Annotated in this window: 18 protein-coding genes; 11 read left to right on the forward strand and 7 right to left on the reverse strand. The window is 68.4% G+C overall.

The features are described 5' to 3' along the window. Positions 1 to 45: 45 nt before the first annotated feature. Both KXD96_RS12730 and ppgK read right to left on the reverse strand, forming a co-directional pair. Positions 46 to 1,578: an RNA polymerase sigma factor gene (locus KXD96_RS12730; RefSeq protein ID WP_260744887.1), complete on the reverse strand. Its 1,533-nt coding sequence runs from the start codon at positions 1,576 to 1,578 to the stop codon at positions 46 to 48. A gap of 176 nt (positions 1,579 to 1,754) precedes the next feature. Next, a complete protein-coding gene (ppgK, locus tag KXD96_RS12735; protein ID WP_260744888.1) occupies positions 1,755 to 2,564 on the reverse strand; it encodes a polyphosphate--glucose phosphotransferase in 810 nt (269 codons plus the stop codon). Positions 2,565 to 2,666: 102 nt separating this feature from the next. Here ppgK and KXD96_RS12740 point away from each other — a divergent pair, with 102 nt between their 5' ends. Then, positions 2,667 to 3,545 carry an inositol monophosphatase family protein gene (locus tag KXD96_RS12740; protein WP_260744889.1) on the forward strand — a complete coding sequence of 293 codons (879 nt, stop codon included), beginning with the start codon at positions 2,667 to 2,669 and terminating at the stop codon, positions 3,543 to 3,545. Between the two features lie 7 nt (positions 3,546 to 3,552). Here KXD96_RS12740 and cei read toward each other — a convergent pair whose 3' ends face one another. Beyond that, positions 3,553 to 4,203: an envelope integrity protein Cei gene (cei, locus tag KXD96_RS12745; protein WP_260744890.1), complete on the reverse strand. Its 651-nt coding sequence runs from the start codon at positions 4,201 to 4,203 to the stop codon at positions 3,553 to 3,555. 170 nt (positions 4,204 to 4,373) lie between these two features. Between cei and KXD96_RS12750 the strand changes: the two genes are divergently transcribed. Further along, entirely contained in the window at positions 4,374 to 4,676 is a 303-nt protein-coding gene (locus tag KXD96_RS12750) for a DUF4193 domain-containing protein (protein ID WP_067115263.1), read from the forward strand. Between the two features lie 12 nt (positions 4,677 to 4,688). Here KXD96_RS12750 and KXD96_RS12755 read toward each other — a convergent pair whose 3' ends face one another. Next, positions 4,689 to 5,174 carry a DUF3093 domain-containing protein gene (locus tag KXD96_RS12755; RefSeq protein ID WP_260744891.1) on the reverse strand — a complete coding sequence of 162 codons (486 nt, stop codon included), beginning with the start codon at positions 5,172 to 5,174 and terminating at the stop codon, positions 4,689 to 4,691. Positions 5,175 to 5,199: 25 nt separating this feature from the next. Here KXD96_RS12755 and dut point away from each other — a divergent pair, with 25 nt between their 5' ends. Further along, positions 5,200 to 5,664, forward strand: a complete 465-nt coding sequence (dut, locus tag KXD96_RS12760; RefSeq protein ID WP_260744892.1) for a dUTP diphosphatase — start codon at positions 5,200 to 5,202, stop codon at positions 5,662 to 5,664. Then, positions 5,664 to 6,428 (forward strand): DUF3710 domain-containing protein, encoded by a 765-nt coding sequence (locus tag KXD96_RS12765; protein ID WP_260744893.1) that lies wholly within the window; start codon positions 5,664 to 5,666, stop codon positions 6,426 to 6,428. The genes dut and KXD96_RS12765 overlap by 1 nt, the downstream gene beginning before the upstream one ends. Positions 6,429 to 6,437: 9 nt before the next feature. On the opposite strand, the gene KXD96_RS12770 is transcribed toward KXD96_RS12765, so the two are convergent. Then, on the reverse strand, positions 6,438 to 7,139 hold the full coding sequence (locus KXD96_RS12770) for an alpha/beta fold hydrolase (protein ID WP_260744894.1): 702 nt from the start codon (positions 7,137 to 7,139) through the stop codon (positions 6,438 to 6,440). A gap of 137 nt (positions 7,140 to 7,276) precedes the next feature. Here KXD96_RS12770 and KXD96_RS12775 point away from each other — a divergent pair, with 137 nt between their 5' ends. Together KXD96_RS12775 and KXD96_RS12780 are read left to right on the forward strand one after the other, a co-directional pair. Beyond that, positions 7,277 to 7,645 carry an OB-fold nucleic acid binding domain-containing protein gene (locus tag KXD96_RS12775; RefSeq protein ID WP_260744895.1) on the forward strand — a complete coding sequence of 123 codons (369 nt, stop codon included), beginning with the start codon at positions 7,277 to 7,279 and terminating at the stop codon, positions 7,643 to 7,645. 47 nt (positions 7,646 to 7,692) lie between these two features. After that, on the forward strand, positions 7,693 to 8,340 hold the full coding sequence (locus KXD96_RS12780) for a DUF3159 domain-containing protein (protein WP_260745351.1): 648 nt from the start codon (positions 7,693 to 7,695) through the stop codon (positions 8,338 to 8,340). Here the strand turns inward: KXD96_RS12780 and KXD96_RS12785 are convergent. Together KXD96_RS12785 and KXD96_RS12790 are read right to left on the reverse strand one after the other, a co-directional pair. After that, positions 8,337 to 9,014, reverse strand: coding sequence for a TrkA family potassium uptake protein (locus KXD96_RS12785; protein ID WP_260744896.1), 678 nt, complete (start codon positions 9,012 to 9,014; stop codon positions 8,337 to 8,339). The two genes, KXD96_RS12780 and KXD96_RS12785, sit on opposite strands and share 4 nt — an antisense overlap. Positions 9,015 to 9,095: 81 nt before the next feature. Beyond that, positions 9,096 to 9,764 carry a TrkA family potassium uptake protein gene (locus tag KXD96_RS12790; protein WP_260744897.1) on the reverse strand — a complete coding sequence of 223 codons (669 nt, stop codon included), beginning with the start codon at positions 9,762 to 9,764 and terminating at the stop codon, positions 9,096 to 9,098. A gap of 128 nt (positions 9,765 to 9,892) precedes the next feature. Between KXD96_RS12790 and KXD96_RS12795 the strand changes: the two genes are divergently transcribed. The 5 genes from KXD96_RS12795 to KXD96_RS12815 all read left to right on the forward strand — a co-directional run bounded on the left by KXD96_RS12795 (position 9,893) and on the right by KXD96_RS12815 (position 17,821). Next, a complete protein-coding gene (locus KXD96_RS12795; protein ID WP_260744898.1) occupies positions 9,893 to 11,887 on the forward strand; it encodes an APC family permease in 1,995 nt (664 codons plus the stop codon). A 32-nt stretch (positions 11,888 to 11,919) separates the two neighbouring features. Then, a complete protein-coding gene (locus KXD96_RS12800) occupies positions 11,920 to 13,107 on the forward strand; it encodes a class I SAM-dependent RNA methyltransferase (RefSeq protein WP_260745352.1) in 1,188 nt (395 codons plus the stop codon). 152 nt (positions 13,108 to 13,259) lie between these two features. Next, positions 13,260 to 14,723 (forward strand): cation:proton antiporter, encoded by a 1,464-nt coding sequence (locus KXD96_RS12805; protein ID WP_260744899.1) that lies wholly within the window; start codon positions 13,260 to 13,262, stop codon positions 14,721 to 14,723. A gap of 48 nt (positions 14,724 to 14,771) precedes the next feature. Continuing rightward, the gene (gene dxs, locus KXD96_RS12810; protein ID WP_260744900.1) at positions 14,772 to 16,697 is read left to right on the forward strand and encodes a 1-deoxy-D-xylulose-5-phosphate synthase; all 1,926 of its coding nucleotides are present in this window, start codon (positions 14,772 to 14,774) and stop codon (positions 16,695 to 16,697) included. Between the two features lie 116 nt (positions 16,698 to 16,813). Further along, positions 16,814 to 17,821, forward strand: a complete 1,008-nt coding sequence (locus tag KXD96_RS12815) for an IS481 family transposase (protein ID WP_260740536.1) — start codon at positions 16,814 to 16,816, stop codon at positions 17,819 to 17,821. Positions 17,822 to 17,855 lie beyond the last annotated feature (34 nt).

Below are 17,855 nucleotides of genomic sequence, written 5' to 3' on the forward strand. Positions count from 1 at the left end.
GAGTGTTCTTGCGCGGCAGTAGGTTCCGCGCGGACGGTGGTTTCTTTAGTCGAGGTAGTCGCGCAGGACCTGGGAACGACTGGGGTGGCGCAGCTTTGACATCGTCTTGGACTCGATCTGACGGATGCGCTCGCGGGTGACGCCGTAAACCTGGCCGATCTCGTCGAGGGTGCGGGGCTGGCCGTCGGTGAGGCCGAACCGCAGCCGTACCACGCCGGCCTCGCGCTCGGAGAGGGTTTCCAGCACCGACTGCAGCTGGTCCTGCAGCAGGGTGAACGACACCGCGTCGACGGCCACCACGGCCTCGCTGTCCTCGATGAAATCACCCAGCTGGCTGTCGCCCTCGTCGCCGATGGTCTGGTCCAGCGAGATCGGCTCGCGCGCGTATTGCTGGATCTCCAGCACCTTTTCGGGCGTGATGTCCATTTCCTTGGCCAGCTCTTCGGGCGTGGGCTCGCGGCCCAGGTCCTGCAGCAGCTCGCGCTGGATGCGGCCCAGCTTGTTGATCACCTCGACCATGTGCACCGGGATGCGGATGGTGCGGGCCTGGTCGGCCATGGCCCGGGTGATGGCCTGGCGGATCCACCACGTCGCGTAGGTGGAGAACTTGTAGCCCTTGGTGTAGTCGAACTTCTCGACCGCGCGGATCAGGCCCAGGTTCCCTTCCTGGATCAGGTCGAGGAACGCCATGCCGCGGCCGGTGTAGCGCTTGGCCAGCGACACCACGAGGCGCAGGTTGGCTTCCAGGAGATGGTTTTTCGCGCGATCGCCGTCCCGGCAGATCCACATCATGTCGCGGCGCTGAGCGGCGGGCAGCTTGTCGCCCCGCTCGGCCATCTCGGCCATCAGCTGCGTGGCGTACAGGCCGGCTTCGATCCGCTTGGCCAGCTCGACCTCTTCCTCGGCGTTGAGCAGCGCGACCTTGCCGATCTGCTTGAGGTAGGCGCGGACCGAGTCCGCGGAGGCGGTGAGTTCGGCGTCCTTGCGAGCCTGGCGCAGCGCCTCAGACTCGTCTTCGTCCCAGACGAAATCGCCAGAGGCCTTGTCCTTTTCGGAGGGCTCGGCGATTTCGTCGTCCTCATCCGCAGCAGCCGGGCCGGCCGCGGCGGCGGGGGCGGCTGCCTCTTCCTCGCTGTCGTCGGCGTCGACCGGGTCGACGTCGACGTCCTCGCCGTCGGTCGCGACCTCGTCCTCCAGGTCGTCGAGGCTCAGGTCGGCGGCGTCGATCTCGAGGTCTTCGCCGGGCTCGGCGTCGAGCTCCGTGTCATCGAGATCCTCGACGACCTCCAGGTCGATCTCGGGGTCCGCCGGGGCGGCCTTGGCCGCTTTCGTTCCGCGGCCCGATGTTGCCTTGGCCGCGCGGGTCTTCTTGGCGTTGGCAGGGGCCTCGGCCTCGGCCTTGGCGGCCCGTGCCGGCGCCTTGGCGGCCCGCGCCGGCGCCTTGGCGGCGCGCTTCGCGGGGGCGGCCGAGCCGTGAGCGGCCTTGGCCGCGGGTCGCTTAGCGGGGGAGGACGAAGACTTCGTGGCGGTCCGTTTCACCGGCGCGTCGGTTGCCGGGCTTGCCTTGGTCGCTGCCACTTACACCCCTTCGTTTGGGCTCACCTTCGGTGGGTATTGGGCATGGTGAACCGAAAAGTGTCTGCTATGTCGATGTCGGCGTTGGATCAGCGTCGGTGGTTGCACGCTATCGTTCGGGCGGCCGCCGATGACCATTGTAACGACAGTCAGCGGGCGAACGGCCGCGCCGCGGAAAATCAGTGGGTCACGTCGGAGGTGGCGGCCATGGCCGCGCCGACTATCCCGGCAGTGTTGAGCAGGGCCGCAGCCACCACCGGAGTGCGGTTTTCGAGCAGCGGTAGCCACTTGTCGGCCTTGCGGCTGATGCCGCCCCCGGCGATGAACAGGTCCGGCCACACCGCGTTCTCGATGGCCACCAGCACGCGGGTGACCTGCTTGGCCCACCTTTCGAAGCTCCAACCGTTCTTCTCTTTGACCGACGACGCCGCCCGCTGTTCGGCTTCTTTGCCGCCGACCTCGAGGTGCCCGAACTCGGTGTTGGGTATCAGCGTGCCGTTGTGGATCACCGCGGAGCCGATTCCCGTGCCGAACGTCAGCAACACGACCAGGCCGGACTGGTTTCTGCCCGCCCCGTAGTGCTCCTCGGCCAGCCCGGCGGCGTCGGCGTCGTTGAGCACCGTGACGTCCTGGCCGTCCAGCTCGGCGCTGATGATGTCGCGCGCGTTCGTGCCGATCCACGATTTGTCGACGTTGGCCGCCGTCTGCACGACGCCGCGGGTGACCACCCCGGGGTAGGTCACCCCGAGCGGACCGGTCCAGCCGAACGCGTGGACAACTTCGGCGATGGTCTTGGCGACCGCCGCGGGCGTCGCCGGCTGCGGGGTCAACAGCTTGATCCGTTCGCCGATCAACTGCCCGGTGTCCATGTCGACGATGCCGCCCTTGATGCCGCTGCCACCGACGTCGATGCCGAATCCCCGACGCTGGGGGGTGCCGACGGCGGTGCCGGCGCCGGGCGTATCCGTGGTCGAGTCGGTGCTGGTCATCGAAGCTCCTCGACGTGACTTGGCTGTCCGCCCACCTTAGCCCGGCGCCGATGCGGCTACGGAGTATCTGCGGAGCCGTGGCGCCTGTGATGCGATAGACGGGTGACCCGAGGAGATGACGAGCCCGCCCGGTTGCGCACGGTGGCCGAGTCGTTGGCCGCGGAAGCCGCCGCGTTCGTGCGGCGCCGCCGCGACGAAGTGTTCGGTGCGGCCGCGGCAGGCTCGAAATCCTCAGGCGGCGCCGCGGTGCGGTCGAAGAGCACCCCCACCGACCCGGTGACCGTCGTCGACACGGAAACGGAGCGCCTGCTGCGGGACCGGTTGGCCGAATTGCGGCCCGGTGACCCGATTCTCGGCGAGGAAGGTGGCGGCCCGGCCGATCCGGCGGGCGCCCCCGCCGGCGCGGTCACATGGGTGATCGATCCCATCGACGGCACGGTGAACTTCGTCTACGGCATTCCGGCGTACGCGGTGTCGATCGGTGTACAGGTCGACGGCGTGTCGGTGGCGGGCGCGGTCGCCGACGTCGTCGGCGGCCGGGTTTACTCGGCCGCGATCGGTCTCGGCGCGCATGTCGTCGACGAGCAAGGCGTAAGACCGTTGCGGTGCGCCGCGGTCGACGATCTGTCGATGGCGTTGCTGGGCACCGGTTTCGGTTACTCACGGCAGCGCCGGGCGGCGCAGGCGGCGTTGTTGGCGCGGCTGCTGCCGGTGGTGCGCGACGTTCGCCGGATCGGCTCGGCGGCGCTGGATTTGTGCATGGTCGCGGCGGGCCGGCTCGACGCGTTCTACGAGCACGGCCTGCAGCCGTGGGACTGTGCCGCTGGTGCGCTGATCGCGGCCGAGGCCGGGGCGCGGGTTTCCTTGCCGCCACCCGACATCGACGGGGCTGGCCTAGTGCTGGCCGCCGCGCCGGGAATCGCCGACGAGCTGCTGGCCGCGCTGAACGAAGTCGACGGGCTGGACCCGATTCTCGACTGACGCTTCGTCAGCAGCTGCTGGTGTGAATCTTGTTGAGCAGCGCGGGATCTGCCGGTTCGGTGGCACCGGGGCGCAGGGTGGCCAGGACGGCGTCGATGTCGTCGTTGTGGGCCAGCGCGGTGAAGTCCGTCCCCAGCGCCAGGTCGACGGAGTCGTCGGCGCGGTTGTCGTTGAACAACTCCGTGCACGGCGCCACCAGCCAAACGGTGGCCGCGGTGGCTTGCCCGGCGGTGCCGAACCGGATCTGGCCCTGGCAGGTGAGCCGGGTGCCGGCATAGAGCGGATCGTTGGCGGCGGTCGGCTGGGCGAACCCAAGGTCTTTCAGCGCGCCGGCGACGTCACCGGCCTGCCCGCCCCGGCCGCTGGCGTTGAGCACGTGGACCTTGGTGTCGCCGAGTTTGGCGGGCATGACGTCCATCATCGCGCTGCGCGACACCTGCTCGCCGAGCTGAGCCGGCGCCGAATTGGCCGCCTGCGGCGGGGGGTTGCACACGGCGACCTGGTGCACCTTCGCCGGTCGGGTCAGCGCGATAGTCCACGCCACGGCGGTCACCACGACCAGGAAGACCACCACGACGATGGCGGGCCGGGGATTGCGTCGCCGGAAGGGCCGACCGTGCTTGTCGAAGGCAGTACCCTCGGTGATTTGTGCGACCACAGGTGCACTCTAAACGCACTGTTCAAAGGCGAACGCAAGGGCCAGAATGGACGTGTGACGCAAATCACACCTGAACGGACGGCTGCACGGGCACGAATCATTTGGTGGATGCGTTCGACGCTGGTACAAAGCGATGCTTGACCAACGAGGGCATGTGAGGGGATAGGGCAATGCCTACCGACTACGACGCTCCGCGGCGCACCGAGACCGACGATGTCTCGGAGGACTCGCTGGAGGAGCTCAAAGCACGACGCAACGAGGCGGCTTCGGCCGTCGTCGACGTCGACGAATCCGAGACCGCTGAATCTTTTGAGCTGCCTGGCGCCGACTTGTCCGGGGAGGAACTGTCGGTTCGCGTCATCCCGAAGCAGGCTGACGAGTTCACCTGCTCGAGCTGCTTCCTGGTGCAACACCGCAGCCGGCTGGCCAGCGAGAAGAACGGCGTGATGATCTGTACCGACTGCGCGGCCTGACGGGTTTCGGGGTCAGCTGCGCAATGCCGACAGCACCCGCTCGGGGCGGCGGCAACTCACCAGCCAGTACGGCGTCGGGTCGTCCGGGTCGTCGAGGACGACCAGGATCATCGGTCCGATCCATGCCCGATGGAGCACAAAGGCGGCCGGGTCGAGTTGGCGGCCCAGCGCCGCGGACTTGGCCGACGGCGCGACCGACGCGGACCGGGCGATCACGGTGACCGGCAGGTGCGCCTCGCCGGCCCACAGTTCCACCCCGCCCGGGACGTTCGGATCAGCGGTGACCCGGATCTCGACGCGGCCCAGCCACAACAAGGTTCCGGCCGCCACCGCGAAGAGCGTTGCGTACGGCAGCCAGGAAGGTCGCGGCGCGACACCCATGTTCACTTCGAAGGCGATCAGCCCCGCCAGCCCGAAGGCCAACGGCCACCACCACCATGGCACCCACAGTCGTTCGCGATATCGCACGCTGTGCGGCGCGACGCGCGTACCGGACACGCAGTCAAGGGTAATCTGTGGCCCCGTGTCGACCAGTCTGGCCATCATCCGCCTTGATCCCGAGCTTCCACTGCCCACGCGCGCCCACGAGGGCGACGCCGGGGTGGATCTCTACAGCGCGGAGGACCTCAAGCTGGAACCCGGGCGACGCGCCCTGGTACGCACCGGCGTGGCGGTCGCGATTCCGTTCGGGATGGTCGGATTGGTCCACCCGCGTTCGGGATTGGCGTCGCGCGTGGGACTTTCGATCGTCAACAGTCCCGGCACCATCGACGCGGGCTATCGCGGCGAGATCAAGGTCGCGCTGATCAACCTCGATCCGGCCGAGCCCATCGTGGTGCATCGTGGCGACCGGATCGCCCAGCTGCTCGTGCAGCGGGTCGAGTTGGTCGAGCTGGTCGAGGTGGCCTCGTTCGACGAGGCCGGCCTGGCCGAAACATCCCGTGGCGATGGTGGCCACGGTTCCTCCGGAGGACATGCGAGTTTGTGATGGCGGCATTCGGTAAACGCGCACGCAATGACGACAGCGAAGAAAATCCGGTCGGCGCGGGCGGCGATATCGTGACGCCCCCCGGCGACGAGACTTCCGACGAGATCGAAGAACTCGAGGGCCCCTTCGACATCGACGATTTCGACGACCCGTCGGTCGCCGAGCTGGCGCGTCTGGACCTGGGCTCGGTGCTCATTCCCATGCCGGAAGCGGGGCAGCTGCAGGTCGAGCTGACCGAGACCGGGGTCCCGAGCGCCGTGTGGGTCGTCACATCCAACGGCCGCTTCACCATCGCCGCCTACGCCGCACCGAAGACGGGCGGCCTGTGGCGCGAGGTGGCCAGTGAGCTCGCCGAATCGCTGCGCAAGGACTCGGCCAAAGTCAGCATCAAGGACGGCCCGTGGGGCCGCGAGGTGGTCGGCTCCGCTTCCGGTGCGGTGCGCTTCATCGGGGTCGACGGCTACCGCTGGATGATCCGCTGCGTCATCAACGGCCCCCACGAGACCATGGAAGCCCTCGAGCAGGAGGCGCGAGCGGCGTTGGCCGACACCGTGGTTCGCCGTGGTGACACACCGCTTCCGGTGCGCACACCGTTGACCGTCCAGCTGCCCGAGCCGATGGCGCAACAATTGCGGGAAGCCGCGGCCGCCCAACAAGCCGAGGCGCAGCAGGCCGCGGCGGAGTCGGGGTCCAACGAGCCGGCGGCGCGCCGCAGCGCGGACGGCTCGGCCATGCAGCAGCTGCGCACCACCACCGGCGGCTGACCCCAACCTTCAGCTCACGTCGTCGAGAGCGGCCAGGCACGCCGCGCCCAGTGCGGCGGGGTCCGAGCCGATCTGATCGAGCGTCACCGTCCGCAGCGCCGCGCGCGGGGCGGCGTCGACCCACTCCACGGCCACCTGCAGCGGATGGACGGGATCGTCGACGGCGGCCGCCACGCCCAGTGGCACGCTCAGGCGGGCCAGCTCGTCGCGGCTCGGCGCCACGTAGCCGGCGGCCTCGTCCATCGCGTCGGGCAGGTGTGGCCACTGGGCCCGCCACGAACGGGCCAGCTCGTCGGCCAGCCACGGCGGGCTGGATGCCCGCATCTGACTGGTCGTCGCATCCAGTCCGTCGGCGCGCAGCTGCGACGCCGTATGCCGCGCGGCGAGGGCCGCGGGCGCCGACTCTGGAGCGCCGGCCCAGGCGGGCAGCGCCGCCAAAACGGCCACCGCCCTGTCGGCGTGGGCCAGTGCCCAGGCGGCCGCCACCGCCGCGCCGATCGACACGCCCCCGACGGCGATCGGGCCGGTGCGCGCGGCGGCGTCCAGGGCAGCAAGGTACCCGGCGATCAGCCCATCGGGGCGGGGCGGCGGGGCCAGCAGCACGGCGCCGACCGCGCGCAACGGACCCGAAAACGCCCGGTCAACGTAGTCGTCATCGGAGCCCGTGCCGGGCAACAACACGGCGGTGACACCCCGCAGATCGACAGCCACCCTCCGATAGTGCCCGGTGTTCAACTGCGCCCCAACAGGGGTGTTTGAGTCGGTTGGCGCGTGGGAACCAACAGGTCTACGGTGTCCGTTGGCATAAATGGAAGCGCCGAGGCTTATGAGCATTGTCAGGAGTGGCCATGGGGGCCCAAGGATATCTGCGCCGGCTCACCCGTCGCTTGACGGAGGCTCCGGAGCAACGCGACTCTGAAGAGTTGTCCGACGAGGTCGCAAGTACCGGCGCGCAACGGATTATCGATTGCGAGCGTGGCCAAGAGGTCACCATGGTCGGCACGCTGCGCAGCGTGGAATGTAACGGCAAGACCTGTGCGGGCGGTGTCCGCGCCGAGCTGTTCGACGGCAGCGACACCGTCACTTTGGTCTGGTTGGGCCAGCGCCGGATACCCGGCATCGACTCGGGCCGCAAGCTGCGGGTGCGCGGCCGGCTGGGCGAGCTGGAGAACGGGGCCAAGGCCATCTACAACCCGCACTACGAAATTCAGCGGTGACGCGACCCGCCGACTCGGGGTCAAGTCCGGAACCCCACGAGTCGGGCGTGCCCGAACGCTCGACCGCCAGCCGCATCACGCCGGAACGCCTACTGGAACAGGTGGGCGGGGTCAGCGGCGCCATCTATTCGTCGCTGCCCGTTGTGATCTTCGTCATTGCTTCGAGCGTGTCGGGCTTGTTCGTGGCGATCGCGTCCGCGCTGGCCGTGGCCGCACTGGTTTTGCTCTGGCGGCTCGTTCGACGGGAATCCCCGCAGCCGGCCTTCTCCGGGTTCTTCGGCGTCGCCATCTGCGCGCTCGTGGCCTACGTGGTAGGGGAGTCCAAGGGCTATTTCCTGCTGGGCATCTGGATGTCGTTGCTGTGGGCAGTCGTCGTCGCCCTGTCGGTCGTGATCCGGCGGCCGCTGGTCGGCTACGCGTGGGGCTGGGCGAGCGGGCGGGGTCGGGACTGGCGCGCCGTGCCCCGGGCCGTCTACGCGTTCGACATCGCCTCGGTCTGCTGGGCGCTGGTCTTCGCCGCCCGGTTCGTGGTCCAGGGAATGCTCTACGACGCCGACCAGACCGGTTGGCTTGCGGTCGCGCGGATCGCGATGGGGTGGCCGCTGACCGTGGCGGCCGCGCTGGCGACGTACGTGGCCATCAAATCGGCGCAGCGCGCCATGTCGGCCGGCGGGGTCGGTCCCGTCCGCGACTAGTCGTCCAGCGCCGGGCCGTCCGGCAGCAGGAGCTTGCGTAGATCCTCCTCGGCCTCGGCGACCGCGACGAACAACAGTTCGTCGCCGCCTTCCAGCGGCTCGTCCGCCTCGGGCACGATCACCCGCGGGCCGCGCAGGATCGTCACCAGCGCGGCGTCCCGGGGCAACTGCAGGCGGCGGACCGGCTTGCCGCCCCACGGCGTGTCGTCGGGCAGGGTGATCTCGACGAGGTTGGCCTGCCCTCGGCGGAATTCCATGAGCCGCACCAGATCACCGACGGCGACGGCCTCTTCGATCAGCGACGCCAGCATGCGCGGTGTGGACACCGCCACGTCCACGCCCCAGGCGTCGGTGAACAACCATTCGTTGCGCGGGTCGTTGACCCGGGCCACCACGCGGGGCACCGCGAATTCCGTCTTGGCCAGCAGGCTGAGCACGACGTTGGCCTTGTCGTCGCCGGTGGCGGCGACCACCACGTCGAACTCCTGCAGGTGCACCGATTCCAGCAGGCTCAGCTCGCAGGCATCGCCGAGCCGCCAATGCGCGGCGGGGATGGCGTCGACGTCCACGTGATCGGGGTTGCGCTCGATGAGCGTCACCTCGTGGCCGTTGCCGATGAGTTCGCGACTGACTGAGCGGCCGACCGCGCCGGCCCCGGCGACAGCTACCTTCATTTTCGCCGCTCCTCAAACCCGGCTGCGCCGGCTTCTTCGTCGTCGGCGGTCTTCATTTTCGCCGCTCCTCAAAGCTCACATTCATGAGAGGTCTTCACTCGGTGGCATGGCCGCGATGGCCACAGCCTCGGCCGCGCGGCCCGAGATCGCGGCGACGTAGACCTGGTCGCCGGCCTGCAGGACGGTTTTCGGTTCCGGCAAGACGCCGGCACCGAACCGGATCAGGAATGCGACCCGGGCGCCGGTGGCCTCCTCGAGATCGGTGACCCGGTGCCCGATCCACTCTTCGTGCAGGACGACCTCGGCGACGGCCACCGTGCCGGTCGGATCCCGCCATTTGGCGGTTTCGGTTTCCCGCAGCAGCGCGTTGAGCAGCCGATCGGTGGTCCAGGGCACGGTCGCGATCGTCGGGATGCCGAGGCGTTCGTAGACCTCGGCCCGTTTGGCGTCGTAAATCCGGGCCACGACGCGCTTGACCCCGAAGGTCTCGCGGGCCAGCCGCGCCGAGATGATGTTCGAGTTGTCCCCGGATGACACGGCGGCGAACGCGTCGGCCTCCTCGATGCCGGCCCTCAGCAGGACGTCCCGGTCAAATCCTTGCCCCAACACCCGCTCCCCGGCGTACTCCGGGCTGAGCCGGTTGAAGGCGGTGCTGTCACGGTCGATGACCGCGACGTCGTGGCCGATCCGCGACAACCCGTCGGCCACCGAGGAACCGACGCGGCCGCAGCCCATCACCACTACTCGCACTTTCCGATCCTCTCGGCTGCGTTCTGCGCCCCAATCGGCAACCCACGTCGGCCAGCCGATTTCGGGTCGGCAAACATTCTCGCCTACGAAGTTACCGCCAAACCCATGTGGGCTTACTCTTGGCTCTCGTGTCCAAACTTTCAACCGCAACGCGTCGGTTGCTAATTGGTCGGCCGTTTCGCAGCGACCGGCTCAGTCACACCCTGCTGCCCAAGCGGATCGCCTTGCCGGTGTTCGCCTCCGACGCGTTGTCCTCGGTGGCGTATGCGCCCGAAGAGGTGTTCCTGATGCTCTCGGTCGCCGGCGTGACCGCGTACGCGTGGACGCCCTGGATCGGTCTCGCCGTGGCCGCGGTGATGCTGGTGGTGGTGGCCAGCTATCGGCAGAACGTGCACGCCTACCCGTCGGGCGGTGGCGACTTCGAGGTGGTCACCACCAACCTCGGCGATACGGCCGGCCTGGTGGTCGCCAGCGCGCTGATGGTGGATTACGTTCTCACCGTTGCCGTTTCGACGGCGTCGGCGATGTCGAACATCGGCTCGGCCATCCCGGTCGTGGCCCAGCACAAGGTGTGGTTCTGCGTGGGCGCGATCCTGCTGGTGATGTCGTTGAACCTGCGCGGGATCCGTGAGTCCGGGGTGGCGTTCGCGATTCCGACCTATGCGTTCATCTTCGGCGTCTTCATCATGATCGGCTGGGGCCTGATCCGGATCTTCGTGCTGGGCAATCCGCTGCGGGCGGAATCGGCCGGCTTCCAGATGCACGCCGAGCACGGCCAGGTCGTCGGCTTTGCGCTGGCGTTCCTAGTGGCGCGATCGTTCTCCTCGGGCTGCGCGGCGCTGACCGGCGTGGAGGCGATCAGCAACGGCGTCCCGGCTTTTGAGAAGCCCAAGTCGCGCAACGCGGCGACGACGCTGCTGATGCTGGGTGGGATCGCGGTGGCCCTGCTGATGGGCATCATCGTGTTGGCCCAGCAGATCCGGGTGCAGCTGGTCGAGGATCCCGCGACGCAACTGACCGGCGCGCCGCCGGGCTACTACCAGAAGACGCTGGTCACCCAGCTGGCGGAAACGGTGTTCGGCAGTTTCCACATCGGCTTCCTGCTCATCGCCACGGTGACCGCGCTCATCCTGGTGCTGGCGGCCAACACCGCGTTCAACGGTTTCCCGGTGCTCGGCTCGGTCCTGGCGCAGCACAGCTACCTGCCGCGCCAGCTGCACACCCGGGGGGACCGGTTGGCGTTCTCCAACGGAATCCTGTTTCTGTCCGGCGCGGCGCTGCTGGCGATCATCGCGTTCCGCGCGCAGGTCACCGCCCTGATCCAGCTGTATATCGTTGGCGTTTTCATTTCCTTCACGCTGAGCCAGATCGGCATGGTGCGGCACTGGACCCGATTGCTGCGCACCGAGACCGACCCGGGGGCGCGGCGCAAGATGATGCGCTCCCGGGTGGTCAACACGGTCGGATTGCTCTCCACCGGTGCGGTTCTGTTGGTCGTCCTGGTGACCAAGTTCGTCGCCGGCGCGTGGATCGCGCTGTTCGCGATGGGTTTGCTGTTCGGACTGATGAAGATGATCCACCGGCACTACGGCACCGTCACCCGCGAACTGGAGGAGCAGGCCGCCGCCCAGCACGACGTGGTGTTGCCCAGCCGCAATCACGCCGTGGTGCTGGTGTCCAAGCTGCACCTGCCGACCTTGCGTGCGTTGGCCTACGCCCGTGCGACGCGTCCCGATGTGCTCGAGGCGCTCACCGTCAGCGTCGACGACGGGGAAACCCGCGAGTTGGTGCACCAGTGGGAAGAAAGCGACATCAGCGTGCCGCTGAAGGTGATCGCCTCGCCGTATCGCGAAATCACCCGACCGATACTGGATTACGTCAAGCGGATCAGCAAAGAGTCGCCGCGCACCGTCGTCACCGTGTTCATTCCCGAGTACGTGGTAGGCCATTGGTGGGAGCAGCTCCTGCACAACCAAAGCGCGCTGCGGCTCAAGGGCAGGTTGTTGTTCATGCCCAACGTGATGGTGACTTCCGTTCCGTGGCAACTGACTTCGTCGGAGCGGCTCAAGACGCTGCAGCATCACGTGGCCCCCGGTGACACTCGTCGGGGAATCTTCGATTGACCCGCGGATCACCCCGCGCGCCCAGCGCGGCGCTGCCCCCGTGCGAGGAGCTGACGTTGGTCACCGGCGCCCCGGCCAACGGCGGCAGTTGCGTGGCACACCACGAAGGACGCGTGGTGTTCGTCCGCTACGCGTTGCCCGGTGAGCGAGTGCGGGTGCGGGTCACCGCCGACCGCGGATCTTATTGTCACGCCGAGGTTGTCGAGGTGCTGGAGCCGGCGGATGACCGCATCGAGTCGCTGTGCCCCATTGCCGGCGTTGACGGTGCCGGGTGTTGCGACTTGGCGTTCGTCGCGCCGGAGGCGGCGCGCGCGCTGAAGGCGCAAGTGGTGGCCAACCAGCTGCAGCGACTGGGCGGACACCACTGGGAGGGCGAGGCCGATCCGCTCTCGGATGCCGGGCCGACGGGTTGGCGTACCCGCGTCCGGCTCGATGTGGGCCCGGACCGTCGGCCAGGCTTTCACCGGTATCACAGCGACGAGCTGGTGACCGACCTGCGCTGCGCGCAGTTGCCGGCCGGCATGCTCGACGGGCTCGCCGAATCCCAATGGCCGCCGACGGCGCAACTGCACGTCGTCGTGGACGACGACGACGCGCGGCACGTAGTGCGCACGCTGCGGCAGGGCAGACGGACCGCGACCCAGGTGGTCCAGGGCGGCTACGAGGCGGTGCAGCGAGTGGGCGCGCGCAGCTGGCGGATCCCGGTGACCGCCTTCTGGCAGGCGCACCGCGGCGCGGCCCCGGTATACAGCCGGCTGGTGGCCGACTGGGCGCAGGCGAGGCCCGGCGCGACCGCCTGGGACCTCTATGGCGGCGCGGGCGTTTTCGCCGCGGCGCTCGGCGCCGCGGTCGGGGAGTCCGGGCGGGTGTTGAGCGTGGACACCTCCCGGGCGGCGACGCGGGCCGCCCGGGCCGCGCTGGACGACCTGCCGCAGGTGCAGGTCGTCACCGACTCGGTGCGGCGGGCGCTGGGCGCGCAACGATCGAGCGCCGACGTGGCGGTGCTGGATCCGCCGCGAGCGGGCGCCGGGCGCGAAATCATCGACCTTCTGGCCGCCGCCGAAGTTCCGCGGGTGGTGCACATCGGTTGCGAGGCGGCATCTTTCGCACGAGACATCGGGCTCTACCTCGGCCGTGGCTATGCCGTCGAGAAGATCAAGGTGTTCGACGCGTTCCCGCTCACCCACCACACCGAATCCGTCGCGCTGTTGACCCGCTAGGAACTAGAGGAACCAACGTTGCAGCGGCTAGACTCCGTCGCGGTGTGCCGGGAAGTCTGGTCGGCGGTGCCGTTGTTGACCAACCGAAAGGCTCGGGTGCCTACCACACAAGAACCCGTCGGCGTATGCAGCTTCATGCGATTGCGGCCATCGTGAACGAATCTCTTGGGTACGCGCTGGTCGTTTTGTTCTGCAGCGCAGTCGGTTTGGCCGCAGTGTTGGCGAACCGTCTTACCGAGCGGGTCAAGATCCCGGTGCCCCTGCTCGTGCTCGTCGGAGCCGCCGTGGCGGTGCATGCGGTGCCCGTGGTGCAGTCGCCGTCCGAGCGGACCGTGGAACGGGTGATCACCATCGCGTTGGTGTTGGTGTTGTTCGACGGCGGCATGCACATCGGGCCGTGGCGGTTCCGCGCGGCGGCTGTTTCCATCCTGTCGGTGGGAGTCGTGGGCACCGCACTCACCGCCGCGGGGGCGGCGCTGATGGTGCACTACGCGTGCGGAATCGACTGGTTCCCGGCGGTGCTCGTGGCCACAGCCGTCGCCCCCACCGATCCGGCCGTGGTTTTTTCCGTCCTGGGCAAACGCGAGATCAGGGGTCGCAGCGGCACCATCCTGGAGGGCGAGTCCGGCGCCAATGATCCGGTCGGCATCTCCTTGATGTCCAGCCTGATTGCCGCCGGTGGCCTCAGCGCAGCCGGATTCGCCAGCGTGGGAACCCAATTCGTGCTGCAGATGGCGATCGGCCTGGCCGTCGGGGTGATCGGCGGCCGTGCCCTGCTGGTCTTCATGCGCCGCGTTGCACTACCGAGCGAAGGCCTCTACCCGCTGCGAACGCTGGCGTCCAGCCTGATGTTGTACGGCATCGCCACGCTCGCGCACGGCTCGGGGTTTCTGGCGGTGTTCGTCGCCGGCATCGTGATCGGCGACGCCCGCGCGCCCTACAAGCCGGAGATCAAGCGATTCCACGCCGCCCTGGCCGGCCTCGCCGAGATCGTCGCGTTCGCCGTTCTGGGTTTAACCGTCGACCTCAACGTGCTTACCCATCCCGATGTCTGGATTCCCGGGCTCGCACTCGGTGTGGCCCTGACTCTGGTGATTCGTCCGTTGGCGGTGGGCTCCTGCCTGGTTCCAGTCCGACTACAGCGCAACGAACGCGTCTTCATCTTGTTCGCCGGGCTCAAGGGCGCGGTCCCGATCCTGCTGGGCGAGTTCCTCAGGGCCGCCCACGTCGCCGACGCCGAACGCCTATACGGCATCGTGGTGGTCGTCGTCATATTCTCAGTGCTGGTGCAGGGCAGCTCGGTGCCCGGTGTCGCGAATCTGTTGCAGCTGCCCATGCGCACCGTGGAGACCCGGCCGTGGGAGATAGGTGTCCGGCTCGCGGACGAACCGCAGGGGGCCCATCGCTTCAGCGTTGCCCGTGGGTCGACCGCCGAGGGATGCACGGTCGAGGGGCTCGGTGACCGTGTCGGCGACATCTGGGTGAGCATCGTGGTCCGCGCCACCGGCCTGGTGCCGGTCCGGGGCGACACCGAACTTCGGGCGGGCGACGAGGTCGTCGTCCTGGCGGATCCCGACCTCCATGACACCTTGGCCGAGATTTTCGGATCCTCGTAGGCTTGCTGGCACCGGCGACACCCGGCGATCGCTGCGTAGACTATCGGGATGCTGGAACAGATCCGCGGGCCCGCTGATCTGCAACACCTGTCGGGGCAGCAGCTGCGCGATCTGGCCGCCGAGATTCGCCAGTTCCTGATTCACAAGGTCGCTGCCACCGGGGGGCACCTGGGGCCCAACCTCGGCGTGGTCGAACTGACGCTGGCGCTGCACCGGGTGTTCGACTCCCCGCACGACCCGATCATCTTCGACACCGGTCATCAGGCCTACGTGCACAAGATGCTGACCGGTCGCGCGCAGGACTTCGAGAGCCTGCGCAAGAAGGGCGGGCTGTCGGGCTATCCGTCGCGCGCGGAGAGCGAACACGACTGGGTGGAGTCCAGCCACGCCAGCGCCGCGCTGTCGTACGCGGACGGGCTGGCCAAGGCGTTCGAGCTGACCGGCCACCGCAACCGGCACGTGGTCGCCGTGGTCGGCGACGGCGCGCTCACCGGCGGGATGTGCTGGGAGGCGCTGAACAACATCGCCGCGTCGCGCCGCCCGGTGATCATCGTGGTGAACGACAACGGCCGCAGCTATGCGCCGACGATCGGCGGCGTCGCCGACCGCCTGGCCACGCTGCGGCTGCAACCGGCCTACGAGCAGGCCCTGGAGAAGGGCCGCGACGCGGTGCGCTCGCTGCCGTTCTTCGGCGAGCTCGCCTACCGGTTCATGCACAGCGTCAAGGCCGGCATCAAGGACTCGCTGTCCCCGCAGCTGCTGTTCACCGATCTCGGGCTGAAGTACGTGGGACCGGTCGACGGCCACGACGAACGCGCGGTGGAGGCCGCGCTGCGCCACGCGCGCGGCTTCGGCCGGCCGGTGATCGTGCACGTCGTCACCCGCAAGGGCATGGGTTTTGGGCCGGCGGAGGACGACGAGGCCGAGCAGATGCATTCCTGCGGCGTGATCGACCCGGTCACGGGGGAGGCCACCAAGGTCGCCGGCCCCGGGTGGACCGCCACCTTCTCGGACGCGCTCATCGGCTACGCCAGGAAGCGCCGCGACATCGTGGCCATCACCGCCGCGATGCCCGGCCCGACCGGGCTGACGGCCTTTGGCCAACAATTCCCGGATCGGCTGTTCGACGTCGGCATCGCCGAGCAGCACGCGATGACGTCGGCGGCCGGCCTGGCGATGGGCGGCATGCACCCGGTGGTGGCCATCTATTCGACGTTCCTCAACCGGGCCTTCGACCAGATCATGATGGACGTCGCGCTGCACAAGCTGCCCGTCACCATGGTGCTCGACCGGGCCGGGATCACCGGGTCTGACGGCGCCAGCCACAACGGCATGTGGGACCTGTCGATGCTGGGCATCGTGCCCGGCATGCGGGTGGCCGCGCCCCGCGACGCAACCCGGGTGCGCGAGGAACTCGGTGAGGCCCTCGACGTCAACGACGGCCCGACGGCGCTCCGTTTCCCCAAAGGTGATGTGGGCGAAGACATCCCGGTGATCGAACGTCGCGGGGCGGGCATCTCGGCCATCGACGTGCTCGCCACGCCGGCCGCCGGACTGAACCACGACGTGCTGCTGGTGGGCGTCGGCGCGTTCGTCCCGATGGCGTTGGAGGTGGCCAAGCGGCTGCACAACCAGGGCATCGGCGTGACGGTGATCGACCCGCGCTGGGTGTTACCGGTGTCCGAGGGGGTGCTCGAGCTCGCCACCCAGCACAAACTCGTTGTCACGTGCGAGGACAACGGGGTCAACGGCGGGGTGGGGTCGGCGGTGTCCGCGGCGTTGCGGCGCGCCGACATCGACATCCCGTGCCGCGACGTCGGCCTGCCGCAGCGGTTCTACGAGCACGCCTCGCGGGGCGAGCTGCTCGCCGACCTGGGCCTGACGGATCAGGATGTGGCGCGCCGCATCACCGGCTGGGTCGCCGCGCTGGGCAGTTCTGTCACCGAAGCTGAGATCCGCGAGCACCTCGACTAGTTGTGATGTCCAGGGACGTTGTCCTGTTTGGTATCGGTGAGCCTGTGTGACAGGTGAAGGCCTCCCGTTGTGAAGTGGAGCTGTCTAGGAACCGCTTCACAAACCAGGAGGCCTTCGTGTCCCACGCTAATGCTGCTTTGACCCCGCGTGCTCGGTTGAGGCTCGCTGAGCTGATCGTCGAGGGTGGCTGGACCTACGCCGAGGCCGCCAAGATGTTCATGGTCGCACCGCGAACTGCCAAGAAGTGGGCCGACCGCTTCCGCGCCGAAGGTGCGCTCGGGATGATTGACCGCAGCTCCCGGCCGCGGATCAGCCCCACCCGCACTGCGCCTGAGCTCGTGCGACAGATAGTCGGCGTGCGGTGGCGTCACCGGCTCGGGCCCGTGCAGATCGCCGGACGCTTGGGCATGCCGGCATCGACTGTGCACGCAGTGCTGACCCGTTGTCGGATCAACCGCCTGTCGGCCATCGATCGCGCTACCGGTGAGCCACTGCGCCGCTACGAGCACGCTCATCCCGGCGCGCTGATTCACGTCGATGTCACCAAGTTCGGCAACATTCCCGACGGCGGCGGCCACAAGTTCGTGAGCCGACAACAAAGTAAGCACAACGCGATACAGACGGCCCACCGCACCGGTAATCGCGGCGACTCCGCCAAGAATTGGCGTCCCAGGATCGGAACGGCATTCGTACACACCGTCATTGACGACCACTCCCGCATGGCCTACGCCGAGATTTGCACCAATGAGAAAGCTGCCACCGCGATCGGCGTGCTGCAGCGCGCGGTGGCCTGGTTCGCCGAGCGCGGCGTGACCGTTGAACGAGTGCTGTCCGACAACGGGTCTGCCTACAGGTCCAGCGCATGGCGCGACGCTTGCGCCGAACTGCGCATCACCCCTAAGCGGACCCGTCCCTACCGACCTCAGACCAACGGCAAGATTGAGCGATTCCACCGCACCCTCGCCGACGGCTGGGCCTACGCCCAGCTCTACGAGTCAACCGAACAGCGCGACACCGCACTGCCCGGCTGGCTGCATTTCTACAATCATCACCGAGCCCACTCCGCCATCGGAGGCCAGCCACCCGTGACACGACTGACCAACCTCCCTGGACATCACAACTAGTCGTCGCGCCGCGAAATCGACGTTAGCGCGACCC

The sequence above is a fragment of the Mycobacterium sp. SMC-2 genome (assembly GCF_025263485.1).
In the GTDB taxonomy this organism is placed as follows: Bacteria; Actinomycetota; Actinomycetes; order Mycobacteriales; family Mycobacteriaceae; genus Mycobacterium.

What these genes read in the sequence shown, in the direction of transcription:
- KXD96_RS12750 (WP_067115263.1), top strand. Translation starts at nt 4,374, where the DNA reads ATGCCTACCGACTACGACGCTCCGCGGCGCACCGAGACCGACGATGTC.
- dxs (WP_260744900.1), top strand. Translation starts at nt 14,772, where the DNA reads ATGCTGGAACAGATCCGCGGGCCCGCTGATCTGCAACACCTGTCGGGG.
- KXD96_RS12775 (WP_260744895.1), top strand. Translation starts at nt 7,277, where the DNA reads ATGGGGGCCCAAGGATATCTGCGCCGGCTCACCCGTCGCTTGACGGAG.
- KXD96_RS12765 (WP_260744893.1), top strand. Translation starts at nt 5,664, where the DNA reads ATGGCGGCATTCGGTAAACGCGCACGCAATGACGACAGCGAAGAAAAT.
- KXD96_RS12785 (WP_260744896.1), bottom strand. Translation starts at nt 9,014, where the DNA reads ATGAAGGTAGCTGTCGCCGGGGCCGGCGCGGTCGGCCGCTCAGTCAGT.
- ppgK (WP_260744888.1), bottom strand. Translation starts at nt 2,564, where the DNA reads ATGACCAGCACCGACTCGACCACGGATACGCCCGGCGCCGGCACCGCC.